Below are 18937 nucleotides of genomic sequence, written 5' to 3'. Positions count from 1 at the left end.
GAAAATAAAGTGTACATTTGCACCCACAAAAAATCACAGATGGAATCTATTAGAAACATTGCAATTATTGCCCACGTCGATCACGGTAAAACCACTTTGGTTGATAAAATTATGTATCACTGTCAATTATTTCGTGACAACGAAAACACAGGTGATTTAATTCTAGATAATAACGACTTAGAGCGTGAAAGAGGGATTACTATTACATCAAAAAACGTATCGGTACAGTATAAAGGAACTAAAATTAATATTATTGATACTCCTGGTCACGCTGATTTTGGTGGAGAAGTAGAACGTGTATTGAACATGGCAGACGGTGTTTGTTTACTAGTAGATGCTTTTGAGGGACCAATGCCTCAAACTCGTTTCGTTTTGCAAAAAGCAATCGATTTGGGATTAAAACCATGTGTAGTTATCAATAAAGTTGATAAAGAAAACTGTACACCAGAAGAAGTTCACGAAAAAGTTTTTGACTTGATGTTTGAATTGGGTGCACAAGAATGGCAATTGGATTTTCCAACAGTATACGGTTCTGCAAAAAACAACTGGATGTCTGATGATTGGAAAAATCAAACAGAAAACATCGAGCCTTTGTTGGATATGGTAATTGAGAATGTTCCTGCACCAAAAGTGTCTGAAGGAACGCCACAAATGTTGATTACTTCTCTTGATTTTTCTGCTTTTACAGGACGTATCGCTATTGGTCGTTTGGAAAGAGGTGTTTTGAAAGAAGGGATGCCAATTTCTTTAGTAAAAAGAGATGGTTCTATATCTAAATCTAAAATTAAAGAATTACATACTTTTGAAGGTCTTGGACGTAAAAAAGTAGAACAAGTAATTGCTGGAGATATTTGTGCAATTGTTGGTGTTGAAGGTTTTGAAATTGGTGATACTATCTCTGATTTTGAAAATCCTGAAGGATTAGCTTCTATTGCAATTGATGAACCTACAATGAGTATGTTGTTTACCATTAACGACTCACCATTCTTTGGTAAAGAAGGTAAATTTGTAACTTCTCGTCATATTAGAGAGCGTTTAACCAAAGAATTAGAGAAAAACTTAGCAATGAAATTGGGTGAAACTGATTCAGCTGATAAGTTTATGGTTTTTGGTCGTGGTGTATTGCACTTATCTGTTCTTATTGAAACCATGAGAAGAGAAGGTTACGAATTGCAAATTGGTCAACCACAAGTAATTATCAAAGAAATTGATGGTAAAAAATGTGAACCAATTGAAGAGTTAACTATCGACTTACCAGAAAATCTTTCTGGAAGAGCTGTTGAATTTGTTACTTTGCGTAAAGGTGAAATGCTTTCTATGGAAACAAAAGGAGAGCGTATGATTATTAAATTTAATATTCCATCTCGTGGAATTATTGGATTGCGTAATCAATTGCTTACTGCTACTGCTGGTGAGGCTATTATGGCACACCGTTTTATCGGTTATGAGCCTTACAAAGGTGAAATTGCTGGACGTAACAAAGGGTCTTTGATCTCTATGGAAAAAGGAAAAGCTATTCCTTATTCTATCGATAAATTGCAAGATCGTGGTAAATTTTTCGTTGAGCCAAATGCTGAAATCTACGAAGGACAAGTTATTGGAGAAAACTCTCGTGGAGATGATATGTGTGTAAACGTAACGAAAGAGAAAAAACAATCTAATGTACGTTCTTCAGGAAATGATGAAAAAGCTAGAATTATTCCTCCAATTATCTTTTCATTGGAAGAAGCTTTAGAGTACATTCAAAAAGATGAATATGTAGAGTGTACACCAAAATCGATTCGTTTGAGAAAAATCTATTTAACTGAAACAGATAGAAAAAGATTTAAAGTCTAAATTTTTCTAAATCTCAAAAATAGTAAATCCCAAATTCCAAAATATATGGAGTTTGGGATTTTTATTATTTGAAAATTAGAAGTAAAATTCACTAATTTAATAAAAACAGTAAAGGTATATCCAATCGCTTCGCCCAAGCTACTTCCGAATGGTTTTCTCCGGGGAAGAATTTGGTTTCCCAGTTTTTGTTGGTAAAACCTTTGGCTTTCATCACAACATCTACTTTTTCTTGTAAAGGCTTGTACATGGCATCCAAGGTTTGGTCGCCATAATCAAAATAGATTTTATGGTTTTTGGGATTGGGAAGTTTCTTTTTGAGGTACTCTACAAAGGCATTTGGAATGGGATTATTTTCTAAAGAAAAAGTACCTGGCCAATGTGTAGATAAACAAGCGGCACCACCAAAAATTTTTGGATATTCACAAATCGCATACATCGAAATGAGTCCTCCCATGCTGGAACCCGCTATAAATGTGTTCTTTTGATTAGGCTTCGTCGAGAAATTTTTATCAATAAATGGCTTTAATTCGGTAACCAAAAACTGAAGGTACAAATCAGAATACGGTTTAAAAATGTCCTTGGTTCTACCTGCTTTTTGTAATTGAGCGGTGACTGTGTCTCTTTGAATTTGTGTCAAACTTTCAAAAGGCTTTTGAGGAAAATATTCGGGGTGGCGTTTTGGCCCGTTGTTCCAAATACCTACGACAATAAATTTTTGTGTTTTTCCCTCGGCAATTAATTTTCCAGCCACTTCATCTATTTCCCATGCTTGTTTGTTCCAAGTACTTTGGGCATCGTATAAAGCTTGCCCGTCATGCATATACAAAACGGCATATTTTTCTTTCTCAGAATAACCGTTAGGCAACCAAACATCAATATTTCGGGTATCAATCAGTTTTGATTTGAAATTTTCAAAACGCTGTACTTTGCCCGAACTTACTTTTACTTGTGCCAACGAGTGTTGGATAAAAAGGATAGAAAATAGTAAAATTAGGTTGAATTTCATTTGTTTGTGTTTAGTGTTTTTCTCAATTCTGAGCAAGGTCTTTTTTTGACCTCGTAGGAATTGTTGGTGTTTAGATATACCTACAAGGTTTTGAAAACCTTGCAGGAAATCAAAGGTTTGATAATTGAGTTCGCTTTTTATAAGATAAAAACTGTCTCCAGCTAAATCTGAATTCAATTAACAACTCGTTTTACATTATTTAATTTCTAAAATCAAAGCCGATTTTGGAGCAACTTCTAGCATTCCATTCACATTTATTTCTTTTCCGCTTAGTGCTTCTTTTGCACTGAAATTAGAAGGAATTATATCTTGATAGGTTTTCATATCTAAGGTGATTTTTTTATCGTTTTTATTCAAAATCACCATGATTTTTTGCTTGTCAGTATATCTAAAATAAACATAGGCTTCATTTTTTTCTGGAACATAATGGGTGAATTTTCCATCATGAATGGCAGTAGCTGTTTTTCTCCAATTGAAAAGATGGGTAAAGAATTTTTGTGCTTCTAGTTCCTCATTTGTCAACCCTTTTCTTGTAATAGCGTTTTTGGTATCACCTTCCCATCCGCCATAAAAATCACCTCTACGTTGTCCATCATTGCCCATTTTTTCATGAGTAAATAGTAATTCTGTACCATAATAAATTTGTGGAATCCCACGCATGGTGGCATATAAGGTCATCGCCAATTTCCAGTGGTCTAAATTTTTATTCAACCTTGAATAAATTCGATCCATATCGTGATTGTCTGGAAATATCAATAAATTATTTGGATTTGGAAATTGGTAATCTTGACCCATGCTTTTGTATACTTCTTTCCATGTCGATTCCCAATCATTTTTATTGTTCAATGCTTTTACTAAATTATCGGTTAAGGCAAAGTCCATAAGTGAGGGTAAATAGCATTGGTATCCGTCAATATTTTTTTTGTTTTTTTGCCAATACGCAGCGATTTCGGTAACATGCGTCATTTCTTCTCCCACAATATTAAAGTTGGGGTATTCTTCTAAGATAGTTTTGGTCCAATAGGCCAAAAAGTCTTTATCGGCATAGGAAAAAGTATCTTCTCTAAAGCCAGATAAACCAGCATATTCTATCCACCAAATGGTGTTTTGAGTCAAATAACTTGCCATCAAAGGATTTCTTTGGTTTAGATCAGGCATAGTGGTATCGAACCACCCATCGGTATAGCCTTTTTTGTCTTGTTTGGTAGCATAAGGATCCAAAAGTGTAGATTTTAAATGATTCGTTCTTGTTCTAGTATCTGGGAAATTAACCCAATCTTTCATTGGCATATCCTTGATGAAGTAATATTCCAATCCACAATGGTTCAATACTACATCCCAAATTAAACCGATATTTCTTTTTTTGGCTTCTTGAACTAATCTTTTAAAATCTTCATTGGTTCCATAGCGAGGATCAATTTTGTAAAAATCGGTTGCGGCATAACCATGATAGGAATATTTTTGCATGTTATTTTCTACCAATGGTGTGTTCCAAATTTGAGTGTAACCTAGGGATTGAATATAATCTAGATTATTGATTATGCCTTGAATATCGCCTCCGTGTCTTCCATTTTCGTCATTACGATTGGCTTTTTCTAAACTACCGGGCAGGTTATCATTTTTTGGATTGCCATTTGCAAAACGATCAGGCATGATTAACAGTATAGCATCTTTGTTAGAAAAACTTTCCCTGTTGGCGCTGTTGTTTTCTCTTGCTAATAAAGGAAAATCTTTAGTAATGATGGTTTTTCCATTTTTCTTGAAGTCAATTTTAGCTTTACCGATTTTTGTGTCGGGAGCTATGTTTATCGTCACAAACAGATAGTTTGGATTTTCAACTTTTTCTATTTTTACAACATGAACCCCATCGTATTTTATAGTAGGTTCTAAATCTTGAATATTGTTTCCGTAGACCAATAAAGTGATTTGATTGAGTTTCATTCCTACCCACCAATTTGCAGGTTCTATTCTATTGATTTGTGCGTAAATTGTTGTAGAAATGAGAATTAAGAAGAGCGCTAATTTTTTCATTGCAATCGTTTTTATTTAGAAATATTTTTTTTGTATTCTCTATAGAATTTCTATCATGAAAATACAATATCCCTAAATTTACATTTATTGAAATAAATTAAATCTGATCTTAACTTTTATTTTAGGAAATCCAGTTACGCAAACGATGGTAGTTTGAAAAAAAAAGTTGAAAAAAATAGATGATTTATCGTTTCAAAGCAAAATGCCCTTTGATTTCTCGACCATCTTCCAGTACAACCGTGTACCAATAGTCATCCGAAGGTAAGGGCTGGCCATTGAAGGTTCCGTCCCAACCATTACTGTTAGGGAAAATTTGTTTTAGTAATTTACCGTATCGGTCAAAAATACGAATCACAGATTTTGAGTTGGCGGCAGTATTGGTTCCTTTAACATTCCAGTAATCATTGTATCCGTCTCCGTTTGGGGTGAAATATTTCGGAGCTCCAACTACGGCTACTTCTTTACTTACAATTCCACATCCATTTTTATCATTTACATAAATGGTGTGAATACCGGAAGGAATATTTTCAAATACATTCGAAGAAATAAAAGGGCCTGTCGCATCATCTAAGCTGTATTCATAATCTCCTTGACCGCTAACATTGATTGTAACTTTGTTTACATCCGTTAAATCAACTACTTCTACTGATTCAATTTTTGCAATATCAGAGGCGGTCACTTTTATGGTTCTAGTTCTGCTACATCCTTGTGGAGTAACAACATCAACAGTATAGAGCCCTTCGCTATTAACATTTAAAGTGTAATTTTTTTGTCCTGTTAGTACAGTTCCGTCTTTTTTCCAAACGTAGGTGTAATTAGTTGTAGGACTTCCATCATTAATTCCTCCATTGAGTTGGACCGTGAAGGTTGGCAAATTGGTACAAACCAATTGATCCTCTGATCCATTTGTATTCAAATTAATATTTGGCAATGGATTTACAACAAAAGAGAGTAAGGTTTCTTCTATGCAAGTCGTGTTTTTTGGGTTTTCAACCGTTGCTCTAACATTTTGCGTAGCGGTGGTAAACGGATTAGGCAACGGACTTGGTAAAGGAGTGTTGTTGGCATCAAAATAGCGAACCACCATTCCCGTTTGCCCATTTAATAATTGGCTTTCTATAGTACTAGTGTCAAAAGTATTTAAACCATCCGTGTCACTAGGATTAGCGTCATCACAAGCTGGAGAAATGGTTACTGTATTGGCTACAGGATGGATGTCTACGATAAATTTGATGGTGGTTTCGTCATAACAAGGAACGCCGTCGTTTGTATTGGTAATGGTGTTCGTTACTCGGGCTTTTATGGTTTGTGATTTAGTCGAAAAATTAGCTGGAAACGGACTTGGCAACGGATTATTATTTTCATCAAAATAGGTAACCGCAACGTTCGTTTGTCCTTTTAATAAATCAGATTGTAAGGTTGCCGTATTGAATGTAAAAATACCATCATTGCTAATCTCATCGCATTCTTTATAATCTGAAATTGGATTTGCTACTGGTAATTTTTCAACGGTTAATGTTACATAGTTTCCTAAACCAAAACAGGCATTGTCAAGGGTTGAATCGACACGCACAAAAATTGGGTGTTGATTTGCAATCGTGTTTCTATAGGAAGTACTATTTGTGATTTCGTTAGTTTCGGCTAGTGCGTCGGCTAAATTTGGGTAATACTTTATAGTGTAAGCGGTAGAAGGGGAAGGTAACAAGGCTTGAATAGCAGTAGTAACAGTACTAAAATTAAAGGTAGCGATTCCGTCTTTGTCGTCGTTTGCGGCATCTACATAGTCATCGCATACTGTAAAATTTCGTTTAAAAGTTATTGGAATTTGTGTAGCCGAAACAATTAATTTTATCTCCGTCGTACTAAAGCAGCCATTGGTGTTTTCTACTCTTGCCCAAACGCTTCCGATTCCACTGGTATATTTGGTTGGATCGGCAATTTTTGTTGCCAGATCCTTGGTTGCAGCTCCGGCAGCAGTTTTGAAATAGGTAAAAGTTTCATTAAGATAATTGGTACTGATAAAGCTATTTTTTTCCGTCAAATTAAAGTCAGAAATGCCATCAATGTTATCATCGCATTGTTTCAAAGTGATACTTGTGGCGACGGTTGGGAGCGCTAATGTGGTTAATGTTGACGCTGTAGAAGTTAAGCCACAAGAATTTCCTACTCTGTTTAATTGAACACGATAGCTGTAATTATTCATATTGGCAGCAATGGCATTGATTTGTAATGTTTTGGATGTAACGCCAGTATAGTTTGTGTTATTCGTTAGGGTAGTCCAACTTGTGCCATCAGTACTCAATTCCCATTGAAAACTGTCTGCATTGGAGACCACTTCAAAAGTAGTACTTTGTAGTAGACATTGTGATTTGTTGCTAGGCTGTGTAGTTATAGTTATGGGCGCTCCAAGAGTGTAATTAGCATTTGGTATCGTTGTGTATCCTATGCCCGATGTAACAACTCCTTTGTCATTTACCGTAACGGGACTGTTTCCTAAAAATCCATCGGCGTCACCATCTAGGAAACCTGCCTCGATGACGTCTTTACAACCATCATTATCACTATCTAATTCAAAATAGTTAGAGTTGCCATCTGCATCCGAATCTGCAATAGTGTATTTCAATTTTCCGCTATCTAGAGCCGTTTCTAAATTGTCTAATAAACCATTCAAACCGACATTCCCGTCTACTTTGCCATCTTTGTTGGCATCAGTGGCATTATGACCAGCTTCAACAAGGTCAAAAATACCATCATTGTCGCTATCAAGGTCTAAGTAGTCATAACCAGTGAAACTAATAGTTGCATCAGTATCAAAATTAATGGGTTGTAATCCAGGTTCAAAGGCATCATCCAAACCGTCTTTATTGGTGTCTACACCAGAGAATGATTTGAATCCTTTTCCTTGTGCTTCAATACTATCAGGAATTCCATCATTGTCACTATCTAAATCCAAGGCGTTCGCAATACCATCTGCATCAGAGTCCGTTTCAATATTTTGGCCTAGCATAAATGCAGCACGATTGCTGGTTGTTTCCGAAAGATTGTAATGTTTAAATGTTAAGGCTGTAATTTTGTATCCTTGAATTTTGAAGCGTGCACCACCTTGGGGAATAGGTGTAGTGCTTTTAAATCGAAAACGAATTTCAAAAGAGGTAAATTCTTTTACACCACTTTCGTAAATTCCATCAAAATTCGTATCAATTAAGACATCATCGAATGGGTTGGTAATAGTCAACGTCTGATTCGTTGGCGCACTAACTACGAAATCTCCATCCCCATTGGCTAAATCTCCAACAGGTGTAGTTTGAGAAGTGCCATCAATTATGTATTGAAAAGTAATGGTTTCAGGTTTTTTGAAAGTCAAAGTATAGTTATTTGGAGTGTTTTTAACAGCAGGTACTTCAGAAACAAATCCATAAAAAGGATAACCAGAAATCGTTCCTGGGCCTGTAATAGTTCCATCATAATCACTTGATGCTAAAGGTGTACTTTGGTTAAGCAACGTAGTATTGCTTTCGGTATTGTTTAAGATGCCGTCATTGTCCCAGTCAATATCAATGTTGTTGTTGGTACCATCATTGTCATCGTCTTTGGCACAATCGCTAACAGGGATTTTATCCGAAAAGACATCACTCAAACAACCCGAAATACTTCCTCTAACTTGATAATAACCAGGAGTAGTAGGGGTGTAGGTGTTGGTAGTAGCCAACGGAATAGCTACATCATCTTTGTACCATTGAAACGTATCATAAGCCGATAAACTACTAATTTTTAAAACAACATTAGGAATACAAGATGAGGTTCCAACAGCAATTTTATCCGATACAATCTCTGGTTTTAAATCAAAACCAGAATAGTAACCACCATAGGTTGCTGCTCCATTTGTAGCAAAATAAGAAACATACACTTGTTTGGTTGATTTTACAGCTATGTTTCCGTTTAGTCCAGAAACAGTGTATTTTACAAAGTTTGGATTTCCAGTGATAGTTTGAGGACTGCTTCCAATTGGACTGTTATTAATTAAAACGGTCGCCCCAGTTTCAGTAATAATATTCAATCCACCATCATAAAAAGTACTTCCTATTTCTTGAATGTTAGGAATGTTATCCACCACATTCGGTGTCGAACAATTCAACGGTGGGACAAAAAACATGTTTTGATTAGCAGGTGAGTTTGTTCCACCAATACTTTGATAAGCAAATACTTTTTCAGAAGTTTTAATGTACAAACTACCGTTACTGAACTGTGATCCGTCAATCGCTATATATTCTCCTTTATTCAAGGTGGTATAAGGAGTAGGATTACCATTCAAAAAAACACTTGTTGCATCAAAATGAGCAACAAGAAGTACGCGCTCCAATTCATCTGTTCCAAAGCCCTTACCAAAAATATATTCTGTTCCTGTACGTTCTAGAGGAACAATTTGATCAAAACCTAAATCCCTTCCAATTGGATTCCCTCCTACACCAAGAACAGTGCTATTACTTCCGCAAATAGATCCAGCATTTACTGCGATTGCTTTGTCAGATTCAATTAAAGCACCAATCATTTTTGAGCTGTTAGAAGGTGTTCCGCCTGAATTATTATTCTCTAGTGCGAGTACGTAACTTTCATTTTTGTTAAGTGTCACAGTTATTGGACCATTTGTCACAATTCCATCGGTCAAAATAGTTCCGATAGGTAGATTAGAAATGGTAACTTTTGTCCCATTTTCAGTAGCTAAAATTGAGGCAAAATTCAATAATGTTGTGTCAAAAAGTGGATTCAACATCGCTCCTAAGCGAAATGTTTTTCCCAATGCACTATTCCCTTTCGAAACTAGCCCACCAGCATGATTATAACCTCCAAAACCACTTCTTGCTGCATTCACGCGAATATTGGCATACACCAAATCCTCAGCTTCAATTATATATCCTTTATTTTTAACAATCCCAATGGTGTTTTTTGGAGTAAACAATTGCGTAAAATCCCCCGTTCCAATAAAATAACGAAAAGGGGTTACATTATTCACCACACCCGTAATTACGTTGCCGCCATTTTCAATGATTTTAAACGGAACATTTTTAGTGTTTGGAGTAGAAATATAAATATAATGATCTTCCACTATACCCGATTGGGCCGTAATAGGAGGTAGGTAATGCGTTTTACTAAACTGAGCTTGAGAAGCCACAACAAAAAGGAGTAAAAAAAAGGAAAAAAGGTTTTTCATAGGGTAGTTAAAAGCATGATTTATGGTTCACCAAATTGTAAAATGGCTTTTTTAGGAGCAGTAACAATAGGCTTGATCAGGTAACATCGTCCCGTTATCCGCTGTATCTTTTCCTTTTTAAAGAAAAAAGGAAAAGGATGCCGCTACTACCGGGGCTAAAAACCAAAAAATCGATTGCTTGGTTACAACAAACGCATTCGTTTTTTAGATTTTAAAACCAAAAATAGGTTTAATAAGTGGATTAAAAAAGAGTGATATAAAGAATTATTCTCAATTTTTTATGTAAACTCTTGTTGTTTTTTTTCTGTTTTGTTGCAAGAAAAGCAAAAATGATAAAATAAAAGAAATTACCGCTTTAAACTAAAATGACCTTTAATGATCTTGCCATTAGGAATGATAAGTTGAAACCAATAATCATCCGAAGGCAAAGGGCTGCCCGAAAAAGTACCGTTCCAAGAATCACTTGAATTGTTTATTTCCTTAAGAAGTTTTCCATATCGGTCAAAAATCACAATTCTAGACGGCGGAAGCGCACTCCAATTATTGATTTTCCACGTATCGTTATAACCATCACCGTTAGGGGTAAAGAAACGAGGATAATCCAATACATAAATCAAATCACTAACAGTTATGCCGCAGCCATTTTTATCTCGAATTACAATGGTGTAACTCCCGGGAGCTACATTGGCAAAAAGAGGATTGTCTTGATAACTTGTACCATCTAACGAAAATTCATAGTCGCCTTTTCCGCTATATTTTATAGTAATTGTGTTTTTATTCCCAGCAAAATCATTTACTTCTGCCCCCTCATATAGTGCTTTTTCAGAGGCTTTTACTATAAAAGTTTTTATTTTTTTACATCCCTTATCGTTAGTGACAGCTACTGTATAAGTCCCTACTTGTTGCACGGTAATTGCAGCAGTGGTAGCACCAGTATTCCACAAATAACTAGAAAATCCCGAATCTACACTCAAATTTAAACTTCTTCCAGTGCATAAAAAAGAAGATTCTTCTTCAAAATTTATAGGGTTAAAAATGTTGACCACCAACGTAATTGGTGTTATACCATAGCAATCTTGACCATTTTTAATTCGACCATAAATGGTTTGTTGCAAAGCCTGGGTATTGGTAAACACAGGGCCTATTTTGTTCTTTTCAGCCAAAGCCTCAGAAAACGAAAGGTAATATTTTGCCACTAAGCCAGCAGGCAAACCATTCAAAAGCTTTGGGGTTACAAGTGTTGTCAAATCAAACTTATACAATCCATCTTGCGTACCATCTTCGTCACAAACAGCAATCGGATTCGGACTCGGGACAACGGTGGTAGCTGTACTCAATGTAACAGTCGCAATTTTAGAACATTCGTAGGTTGAACTTGCCTTGATATAAAGCACTTGATTTGGACTCGTATTGTTGAAGGAAGTTAAATTAGGTATAGCATTGGTAGAATTTTGAGCGTCTGTGAGGTTGCTGTACCAAGAAGTTTTTGTAATGTTTGCATCATTACTTTTTATGTTGGCATCGGTAGTGCTCAAATCAAAAGTGGTTAAACCATCCGCATCAATGTCACATTGTACTAGCGTACTGCTGTTTAGTGTCAAATCTGTGGTAAACTCTATTTTAATTTCTTCAGAAATAATACAAGTTGGAGAAAACGCTACGTCTACTCTGTAAGTTCCTGCCGAACTAACTTGGTAGGTAGGTTGGTTGGCTCCTGGAATTTTTACTCCATTTTTGAACCATTCAAATGAATTGGTTGCGAGTAAATTAGTATTCAAAAGCAGTTGCTCTCCAAAACATATAGGATTCTTAGTAGCCAATAAGCGATCTGGACCCAAATCGATTTTGGCGTTAAAACTTCCAGCTTCAATAAAAACTGCCGAGTCAAAAACTTCTTCTCTGTCATCAGCAACCACTAATTTTATGTGATAGGTTTTACCAGCAGTAACTTTGGTTTCGGCCGTCAATACTTTGGTTTGTCCAGCATAATTAATTGGACTATTGAACTGATTGTATCCTCCAAAATAGATTTCGTTTTGGGCAGGACATCCTGGGATAACATTATTGCTAGTGGGGACTGGATTTATCAACGGATGTACACTAGTTGAAGCTACAGGAATTGTGGTTCCTGGCAAAACAGCTAAATTTTTGTAAGGAGTAGCGCTTCCTTTTTCTTTGATTAAAAAAGCAAACCCATCGGAGTACTGACAAGGAAAGTATGATTGGTATTCATTGGAAGCAAAAAAGTAATTAAAGCTCACATAATCTGTCAGAGGAACAAAGTCAAATTCTATGACAGATGCATTAATACTCGAAATGCCAAGAGCTGCATCTAAATCAGCATCTCCTCCCCAGTTTTTAGAGCCACCGCCTCTTTGATTGTCAACGTAAGGGCCAGGAGTGTTGTTGCTACTCCATGTACTCAAAAAGATCCCCTGTTTAAAAGGAAAGGCACTGCCATTAAAATCAAAAAAACCTAAACTTTTTTTACCAGTTGTAAAGGTGTCGCCCGTTTCTTTAAAATTAGAAACTTGGGCACAAGAACTGTTGACCAATACTTTTTCAACCAAATACAGGGTGTTAAATGTATCATCTACTTTGATGTATTGCGCCTTTGCTTCTTGAAAAAAACAAAAAACAACTAGTAAAAAAAGAAAGGAATTTGTTTTCATAGTACAGCAAATATACTATAAATCGCGCTTTTTTAATATTTTATAAGACAAGAAATTAAGGATAACTGTCCATGCCAAAACAATCAGAATGGTGGAAATTGCTACTCCATACTCTTTGGTGTTTTCTACTCCAATTTGGTTACCAATAGTTTTCACTAACGATAACCTAGAGAAAGGCTCTGTTATCAAATTAGACATGGCTTCTAAGGGGAAAAATTGGGTAATATATCCCGCAATTGGGCTATCAGGAAAGATTTTGAAAGTTAAAATACCTTTAATTATTCCTTCGGCTATAGATAAAACCAATAAAAATCCCAAAGCAAAAGCAGAACGTTTAACCAAAATTCCTAAGAACAAACACAAAGAAAAGAAACCTGTTAGTTTTACAAAAAAGGCCAAAAGATACTCCAAATCCGAAAATATAATGCTTACCTCAGTGTAGGAAGAAAAACACAATCCCAGAATTAAACTCATTACAAAAACGAATACAGTAGAAGCTAAAGCAAAAGCGACTACGGTCAAAAATTTAGAAAGCACCAGTTCTTTTTTACTCATGCCGTCGATGAGGTTTTGTTTCAGCGTACCATAACTGTACTCATTGGCCATCATCGATACAATGACAATCGCCAAAAAGAATTTTAGAATGGCCGCGATATAGGTATTAAAATGCCAAATAAAAGGAAAGTTGAAAATCCCCATTTCGGCCAGATGAAATTGGAAAACACCCAAATCAAATTTGATGGATGCAATTAAGGCAATGAAAGAAAGTAATATGAAATAAGTTAATGTTAGTACTCTACTAGCTTTATTGAGCCAGATTTTTTGAAGTTCTATAGAAAGTAATCGTTTCATGATTTATTTTTTGAGAAGGTTAAGAGAAAAAAAAACTATTTTTTGGTTAATGCTAAGAATTGCTCTTCCAAACTGTTTTTTCGTTTGACCAAATGGTTTAGCGTAATACCATGTTCGAATAAATACCTATTCAAATCCGATGCTTTCAATTCACTTTTTAGATACACCAATACTTTGTTTTCATCTGCTACAATTTTATCCACTGATGGATGTGAAGCAAGGACTGTTTTAAGTTTTGCATTATCATCCGCTTCAAGTTCGAAAAAGCCTTCGTTAGCAGCCATTCCGTCTACTAAACCAGCATACAAAATTTCTCCTTTTCTCAAAACTATCACATGCGAACATACTTTTTCGACTTCGTCCAAAAGATGCGAAGCCAATAAAATAGTGGTGCCTAAACTGGCCACTTTCTTAATTATATCGCGAATTTGATGGATTCCTTGTGGGTCTAGACCATTAGTGGGTTCGTCTAGAATTAAAATTTCGGGATCGTTGAGCAGGGCTGATGCAATCGCTAAACGTTGTTTCATTCCCAAAGAAAAGGTGCTGAATTTGCTATCTTTTCTCTCGATAAGGCCTACTAGTTCTAGTTTTTCTTCTATTTTAGCATAACTGATGTTTTTTATCTTGCAGACTAATTTGAGATTTTCGTAGGCAGTCATGTACGGGTAGAAGTTAGGTCGTTCGATGATTGCGCCAACTTTTTTTAGTGCTTCGTGTGTTTCGAGAGCACCGTCGAACCACTGGTATTCTCCAGAGGTAGCGTTTACCACATTGAGGGTGATACCCAAAGTTGTTGATTTTCCGCTTCCGTTAGGGCCTAAAATGCCGTAAACATTCCCTTTTTTGATTTCAAAAGAAACGTTTTTTAACGCCTGAATTCTTCCATAGCGTTTGTTGAGGTTTTTGATGGTTAGAATGGTTTCCAATGGTATTAATTTTTAGTTTCTTGTAGGACGAACCAATTTGATATTTGTTACTTATAAAATAGAAAATACCGTAAATTTGTATAAAAGACAGATTTATGAGTGAGCCATTAATGGTTTTTAAAAAACCCACATATCCCATCAATAAACCTTTGATGGAATACTTAGAACGATTTGAACGCATTTCTAAAGTCCCTATTTTTTATGATGATTTGTTGCGTTTTTCAGGTTCTATAAACGTCTACGATAAAAATAATAACGATACTTTATGGATTCGGGTATACTATAACGAGTTTGAACGCAAAGAAATCGATTTGACTTTAATGAAAATCTATTCTCTTTTACATTCTGATGGAAATTTGAATATCATCAAATTCCTCAATGTCGATTCGATAGATTATTGCACTTTTGGTAATTCAAAACCCTTTCGGGTAAAAGTACGAAACATTCTCAACGACAATTATACACATTTTTATATCAAAAAAGCAGATGCTTCTAGGGTATATGGTTTAGAATTTGAACATATTTTATCGCCTGATAAAATCAATTTTTTGGTGTATAACGATACTTTGATCGAAGAACATATTATGGGAATTCCAGGAGATGTTTTTATGAAAACAATTTTGAAAGATTGCACCGAAACCGCCAAAGCTCAAATTGCAAAAGAGTTTGTAAAGTTTAATGAAAGATGTATGATTCGGCTTTTGGGCGACATGCGCGCTTATAATTATGTAATTGTGCCCACACATGATTTTGATCAAGTAGTCTATAAAATTCGCGCTATAGATTTTGATCAGCAGTGTTATGAAGGAAATTTTAAAGTGTATCGTCCTCAGTTTTTTAAAGAAAATTATCCCATGGTTATGTTGGTAAAAGAGAAATTACAAGAAAGTTCTATTGAGCAATACAAAAATGAAGAGCGTTCAGCTATGGCCAAAAGAGTACATTCTTCGGAAAACAGAATAAAACGATTGGTACAAATTATGTCTGCGGAGACCTTAGCGCCAGTTGAACATTTGAATACACTTAAATTGGAACTGTATAACTATACCCACGATTTGAACTTTAAAAATGCAAAATCTATGGGGGGTATAATGACGGCGGTCTTTGATTTTATTACGCGAAATTTTAAAAACATGAATAGCATGCGTGCTGGTTTTTAAATGCTATTTTTATTTTCTTAATTCTATTGCTTTTATATGAAGACATCAACCAATAATGCCTTACTGTTTATTTTTATTACCGTTTTAGTCGATGTTATTGGTTTGGGGATAATTATTCCTATTGTTCCAAAATTGATTGAAAATCTTACGGGACTCGGAATCAATGAAGCCTCAAAATATGGAGGTTGGTTGTTGTTTTCATTTGCTATGATGCAATTTATTTTTTCGCCGATTTTAGGAGGACTTAGTGATCGTTTTGGGCGACGACCTATATTATTGTTGTCCCTTTTTGGCCTAGGGTTGGACTATGTTTTTCATGCTTTTGCGCCAACTATTGCTTGGCTTTTTGTGGGCAGAATTATTGCGGGAATCATGGGAGCGAGTTTTAGTACGGCTACTGCTTACATTGCAGATATTAGTTCACCCGAAAAAAGAGCACAGAATTTTGGACTAATCGGAGCCGCTTTTGGTTTGGGTTTTATTATTGGACCTGTAATTGGAGGAATAAGTAGTAAATGGGGGACGAATGTTCCTTTTTTGATTGCTGCGGGTCTTACTTTATTGAATGTGATGTATGGTTTTTTTGTTTTGCCAGAATCCTTATCCAAAGCTAATCGTAGAGCTTTTGATTGGAAGCGCGCTAATCCAATTAGCTCTTTGCAGAATTTGAAAAAGTATCCTGTAGTTTCAGGATTGGTAATTTCATTGGTACTCACTTTTATTGCTTCACATGCAGTACAATCTAATTGGTCTTTTTACACTATTTATAAATTCAATTGGACACCAGAAATCGTTGGGTATTCTCTTGCCGTAGTCGGAGTATTAGTCGCTTTTGTACAAGGATTTTTGATTCGGAAGATTATTCCTCGTTTGGGAGAAGTCAAATCCATTTACTTAGGGATGTCTTTTTCAGCCCTTGGATTATTACTTTTTGGATTGGCTTCAGAAAGCTGGATGATGTTTGCTTTTTTGATTCCATATTGTTTGGGCGGAATTGCTGGGCCAAGTATACAAGGTGTTATTTCGAGCCAAGTACCCGCTAATGAACAGGGTGAATTGCAAGGCGCACTTACCAGTTTAATGAGTTTGTGTGGCGTTTTTGGCCCTTTGTTAATGACCAATCTGTTTGCTTTCGCTACTGCAAAAGATAGTGTATTTCATGTGCCTGGCGCTCCTTTTTTCTTGGCTTCATGCCTGACTTTGATTAGTTTTTATCTTTCCTATCGAACATTATCTAAGAAAAAAGGTTAGAAAAAGTACCGCAAATTTGCAGATTGTTTGCCATTCTTGGTAAATAGTAATTTGCGAATTTTCGGTTTTTTTTCTAAAAATAAAAAAGCCGACTTGTACCACACAAGCCGACTTTTTTAAACAAATAAAAACTAAAAAAATCTTAGAAACAGTATGCGTTTTCAGCTACTAGTTGCGAGGCAATAATTTCTCTTAAACCTACCACATTCGGCATGTTAGTATATTTAGTATAACGACGAAGTCCCATTAACATCATGCGTTGCTCATCGCCTTCGGCAAAAGATACGATTCCTTCTTTTCCTTTTTGAGTAATGATATCTACTGCTTTATACAAGTATAACTGCGCCATAGCAATTTGTCCTTTTACAGCAGCTTCACCTTTTGTCTTAGCTAATTTTTCTGTTCTCAAAATGGTACTTTCAGCCATATAAATTTCGATAAGGATATCTGCAGCAGCCATTAGTAATTGTTGGTGACCGTCTAAGTCTGGACCGTATTTTTGAACTGCTCCACCAGCAACCATTAAGAATGCTTTCTTCAATTTGCCAATCATTTCTTTTTCTTCAGCAAATAATTCAGAATAATCAGGTGTTTCGAAAGAAGGAATTCCCATTAATTCCGCTTGTACTTCAGAAGCTGGCCCTAACAAATCTACGTGACCTTTCATGGCTTTTTTAACCAACATACCTACTGATAACATACGGTTGATTTCGTTAGTACCTTCATAGATACGAGCGATACGAGCATCTCTCCAAGCGCTTTCCATAGGAGTGTCTTCAGAGAATCCCATTCCACCAAAAATTTGAATCCCTTCATCAGAACAGTTTTGAACGTCTTCAGAAACGGCTACTTTCAAGATAGAACACTCGATAGCATATTCTTCAACCCCTTTTAATTCTGCTTCTTGGTGTGAAGAACCAGCAGCTTCGCGTTCTGTGATTCTGTCTTCGATATCTTTAGCAGCACGGTAGGAAGCACTTTCTCCAGCATAGCATGAAGTAGCCATTTCAGCTAATTTAGAACGGATAGCCCCAAATTGAGCAATAGGAGTGTTGAATTGAATTCTTTCATTAGAATAGTTTACTGCACCAGAAATCACTCTTCTTTGTGCATCCAAACAAGCCGCTGCTAATTTGATACGTCCTACGTTCAAGGCGTTCATTGCAATTTTGAATCCATTTCCTCTTTCAGACAACATGTTTTCTACAGGAACTTTGGTTTCGTTAAAGAATACCTGACGAGTAGAAGAAGCACGAATTCCTAATTTATGCTCTTCTTCATTCATAGAAATTCCGTTAGCTGGATCGTTTTCTACGATGAAACCTGTAATGTTTTTGTCATCGCCAATTCTAGCGAAAACAATGAAAAGCGAACAAAATCCTGCGTTTGAAATCCACATTTTTTGTCCTGTGATAGAATAATATTTTCCATCTTCAGATAAAACTGCTTTTGTTTTTCCTGAGTTTGCATCCGATCCAGCTCCTGGTTCCGTCAAACAATACGCACCAAACCACTCACCTGAAGCCAATTTTGGAACGTATTTTAATTTTTGTTCTTCTGTTCCATACAAAGTAATTGGCATAGTTCCAATTCCTGTGTGTGCTCCAAATGCAGTTGAAAATGATCCAGTAGCTCCAGAGATATAATCACATACCAAGACCGTGTTTACAAATCCCATTCCCATTCCGCCATAAGCTTCGGGAACCGCAACACTTAAGAATCCTAAATCACCAGCTTTACGCATAGTTTCTTCAGTGTAAGCGTAATCTTTTTTCTCAAAACGATCTTTGTGCGCCCATAATTCTTTGTCTACGAACTCTTTTACAGAGTCACGCATCATTAACTGCTCTTCATTAAAATCTTCTGGTGTGAAAATATCTTCACATTTTGTTTCTTTTACGATGAATTGACCACCTCTTGTTTTATTGCTCATAGTAGCCCCCTAATCCCCCGAAAGGGGGAATTCCTACTAGGGGTCAGTAGGTTTTTAA

Annotated in this window: 10 protein-coding genes; 3 read left to right on the top strand and 7 right to left on the bottom strand. The window is 35.9% G+C overall.

The window, feature by feature from the left end; all coding sequences use genetic code 11:
- Window positions 1-39 precede the first annotated feature (39 nt).
- Window positions 40-1836, top strand: coding sequence for a translational GTPase TypA (gene typA, locus FLB_RS06785; protein ID WP_064715191.1), 1797 nt, complete (start codon window positions 40-42; stop codon window positions 1834-1836).
- Window positions 1837-1927: 91 nt separating this feature from the next.
- Here typA and FLB_RS06780 read toward each other — a convergent pair whose 3' ends face one another.
- The 6 genes from FLB_RS06780 to FLB_RS06755 form a co-directional block, all read right to left on the bottom strand.
- Window positions 1928-3019: an alpha/beta hydrolase gene (locus tag FLB_RS06780; protein ID WP_231891056.1), complete on the bottom strand. Its 1092-nt coding sequence runs from the start codon at window positions 3017-3019 to the stop codon at window positions 1928-1930.
- Between the two features lie 18 nt (window positions 3020-3037).
- Window positions 3038-4873 carry a glycoside hydrolase family 13 protein gene (locus FLB_RS06775; RefSeq protein WP_064715190.1) on the bottom strand — a complete coding sequence of 612 codons (1836 nt, stop codon included), beginning with the start codon at window positions 4871-4873 and terminating at the stop codon, window positions 3038-3040.
- Between the two features lie 184 nt (window positions 4874-5057).
- Window positions 5058-10082, bottom strand: coding sequence for a T9SS type B sorting domain-containing protein (locus tag FLB_RS06770; RefSeq protein WP_064715189.1), 5025 nt, complete (start codon window positions 10080-10082; stop codon window positions 5058-5060).
- A 347-nt stretch (window positions 10083-10429) separates the two neighbouring features.
- On the bottom strand, window positions 10430-12754 hold the full coding sequence (locus FLB_RS06765; RefSeq protein ID WP_064715188.1) for a T9SS type B sorting domain-containing protein: 2325 nt from the start codon (window positions 12752-12754) through the stop codon (window positions 10430-10432).
- Between the two features lie 15 nt (window positions 12755-12769).
- Entirely contained in the window at window positions 12770-13606 is an 837-nt protein-coding gene (locus FLB_RS06760) for an ABC transporter permease (protein ID WP_064715187.1), read from the bottom strand.
- A gap of 35 nt (window positions 13607-13641) precedes the next feature.
- A complete protein-coding gene (locus tag FLB_RS06755) occupies window positions 13642-14535 on the bottom strand; it encodes an ABC transporter ATP-binding protein (protein WP_064715186.1) in 894 nt (297 codons plus the stop codon).
- A 95-nt stretch (window positions 14536-14630) separates the two neighbouring features.
- Between FLB_RS06755 and FLB_RS06750 the strand changes: the two genes are divergently transcribed.
- The gene (locus FLB_RS06750) at window positions 14631-15695 is read left to right on the top strand and encodes a hypothetical protein (protein WP_064715185.1); all 1065 of its coding nucleotides are present in this window, start codon (window positions 14631-14633) and stop codon (window positions 15693-15695) included.
- Between the two features lie 36 nt (window positions 15696-15731).
- A complete protein-coding gene (locus tag FLB_RS06745) occupies window positions 15732-16946 on the top strand; it encodes a TCR/Tet family MFS transporter (RefSeq protein WP_064715184.1) in 1215 nt (404 codons plus the stop codon).
- 142 nt (window positions 16947-17088) lie between these two features.
- Here FLB_RS06745 and FLB_RS06740 read toward each other — a convergent pair whose 3' ends face one another.
- Window positions 17089-18879: an acyl-CoA dehydrogenase family protein gene (locus tag FLB_RS06740; protein WP_064715183.1), complete on the bottom strand. Its 1791-nt coding sequence runs from the start codon at window positions 18877-18879 to the stop codon at window positions 17089-17091.
- Window positions 18880-18937 lie beyond the last annotated feature (58 nt).

Source organism: Flavobacterium succinicans, from assembly GCF_001662485.1.
GTDB classification, from domain to species: domain Bacteria; phylum Bacteroidota; class Bacteroidia; order Flavobacteriales; family Flavobacteriaceae; genus Flavobacterium; species Flavobacterium succinicans_A.
Note: the sequence above shows the minus strand (reverse complement) of the source record. Positions and strands in the feature narration are given on the sequence as shown.

Excerpts from the sequence above, each read along its gene's own strand:
- FLB_RS06745 (WP_064715184.1), top strand. The coding sequence starts at position 15,732 with ATGAAGACATCAACCAATAATGCCTTACTGTTTATTTTTATTACCGTT.
- typA (WP_064715191.1), top strand. The coding sequence starts at position 40 with ATGGAATCTATTAGAAACATTGCAATTATTGCCCACGTCGATCACGGT.
- FLB_RS06775 (WP_064715190.1), bottom strand. The coding sequence starts at position 4,873 with ATGAAAAAATTAGCGCTCTTCTTAATTCTCATTTCTACAACAATTTAC.
- FLB_RS06770 (WP_064715189.1), bottom strand. The coding sequence starts at position 10,082 with ATGAAAAACCTTTTTTCCTTTTTTTTACTCCTTTTTGTTGTGGCTTCT.
- FLB_RS06765 (WP_064715188.1), bottom strand. The coding sequence starts at position 12,754 with ATGAAAACAAATTCCTTTCTTTTTTTACTAGTTGTTTTTTGTTTTTTT.
- FLB_RS06740 (WP_064715183.1), bottom strand. The coding sequence starts at position 18,879 with ATGAGCAATAAAACAAGAGGTGGTCAATTCATCGTAAAAGAAACAAAA.
- FLB_RS06750 (WP_064715185.1), top strand. The coding sequence starts at position 14,631 with ATGAGTGAGCCATTAATGGTTTTTAAAAAACCCACATATCCCATCAAT.
- FLB_RS06760 (WP_064715187.1), bottom strand. The coding sequence starts at position 13,606 with ATGAAACGATTACTTTCTATAGAACTTCAAAAAATCTGGCTCAATAAA.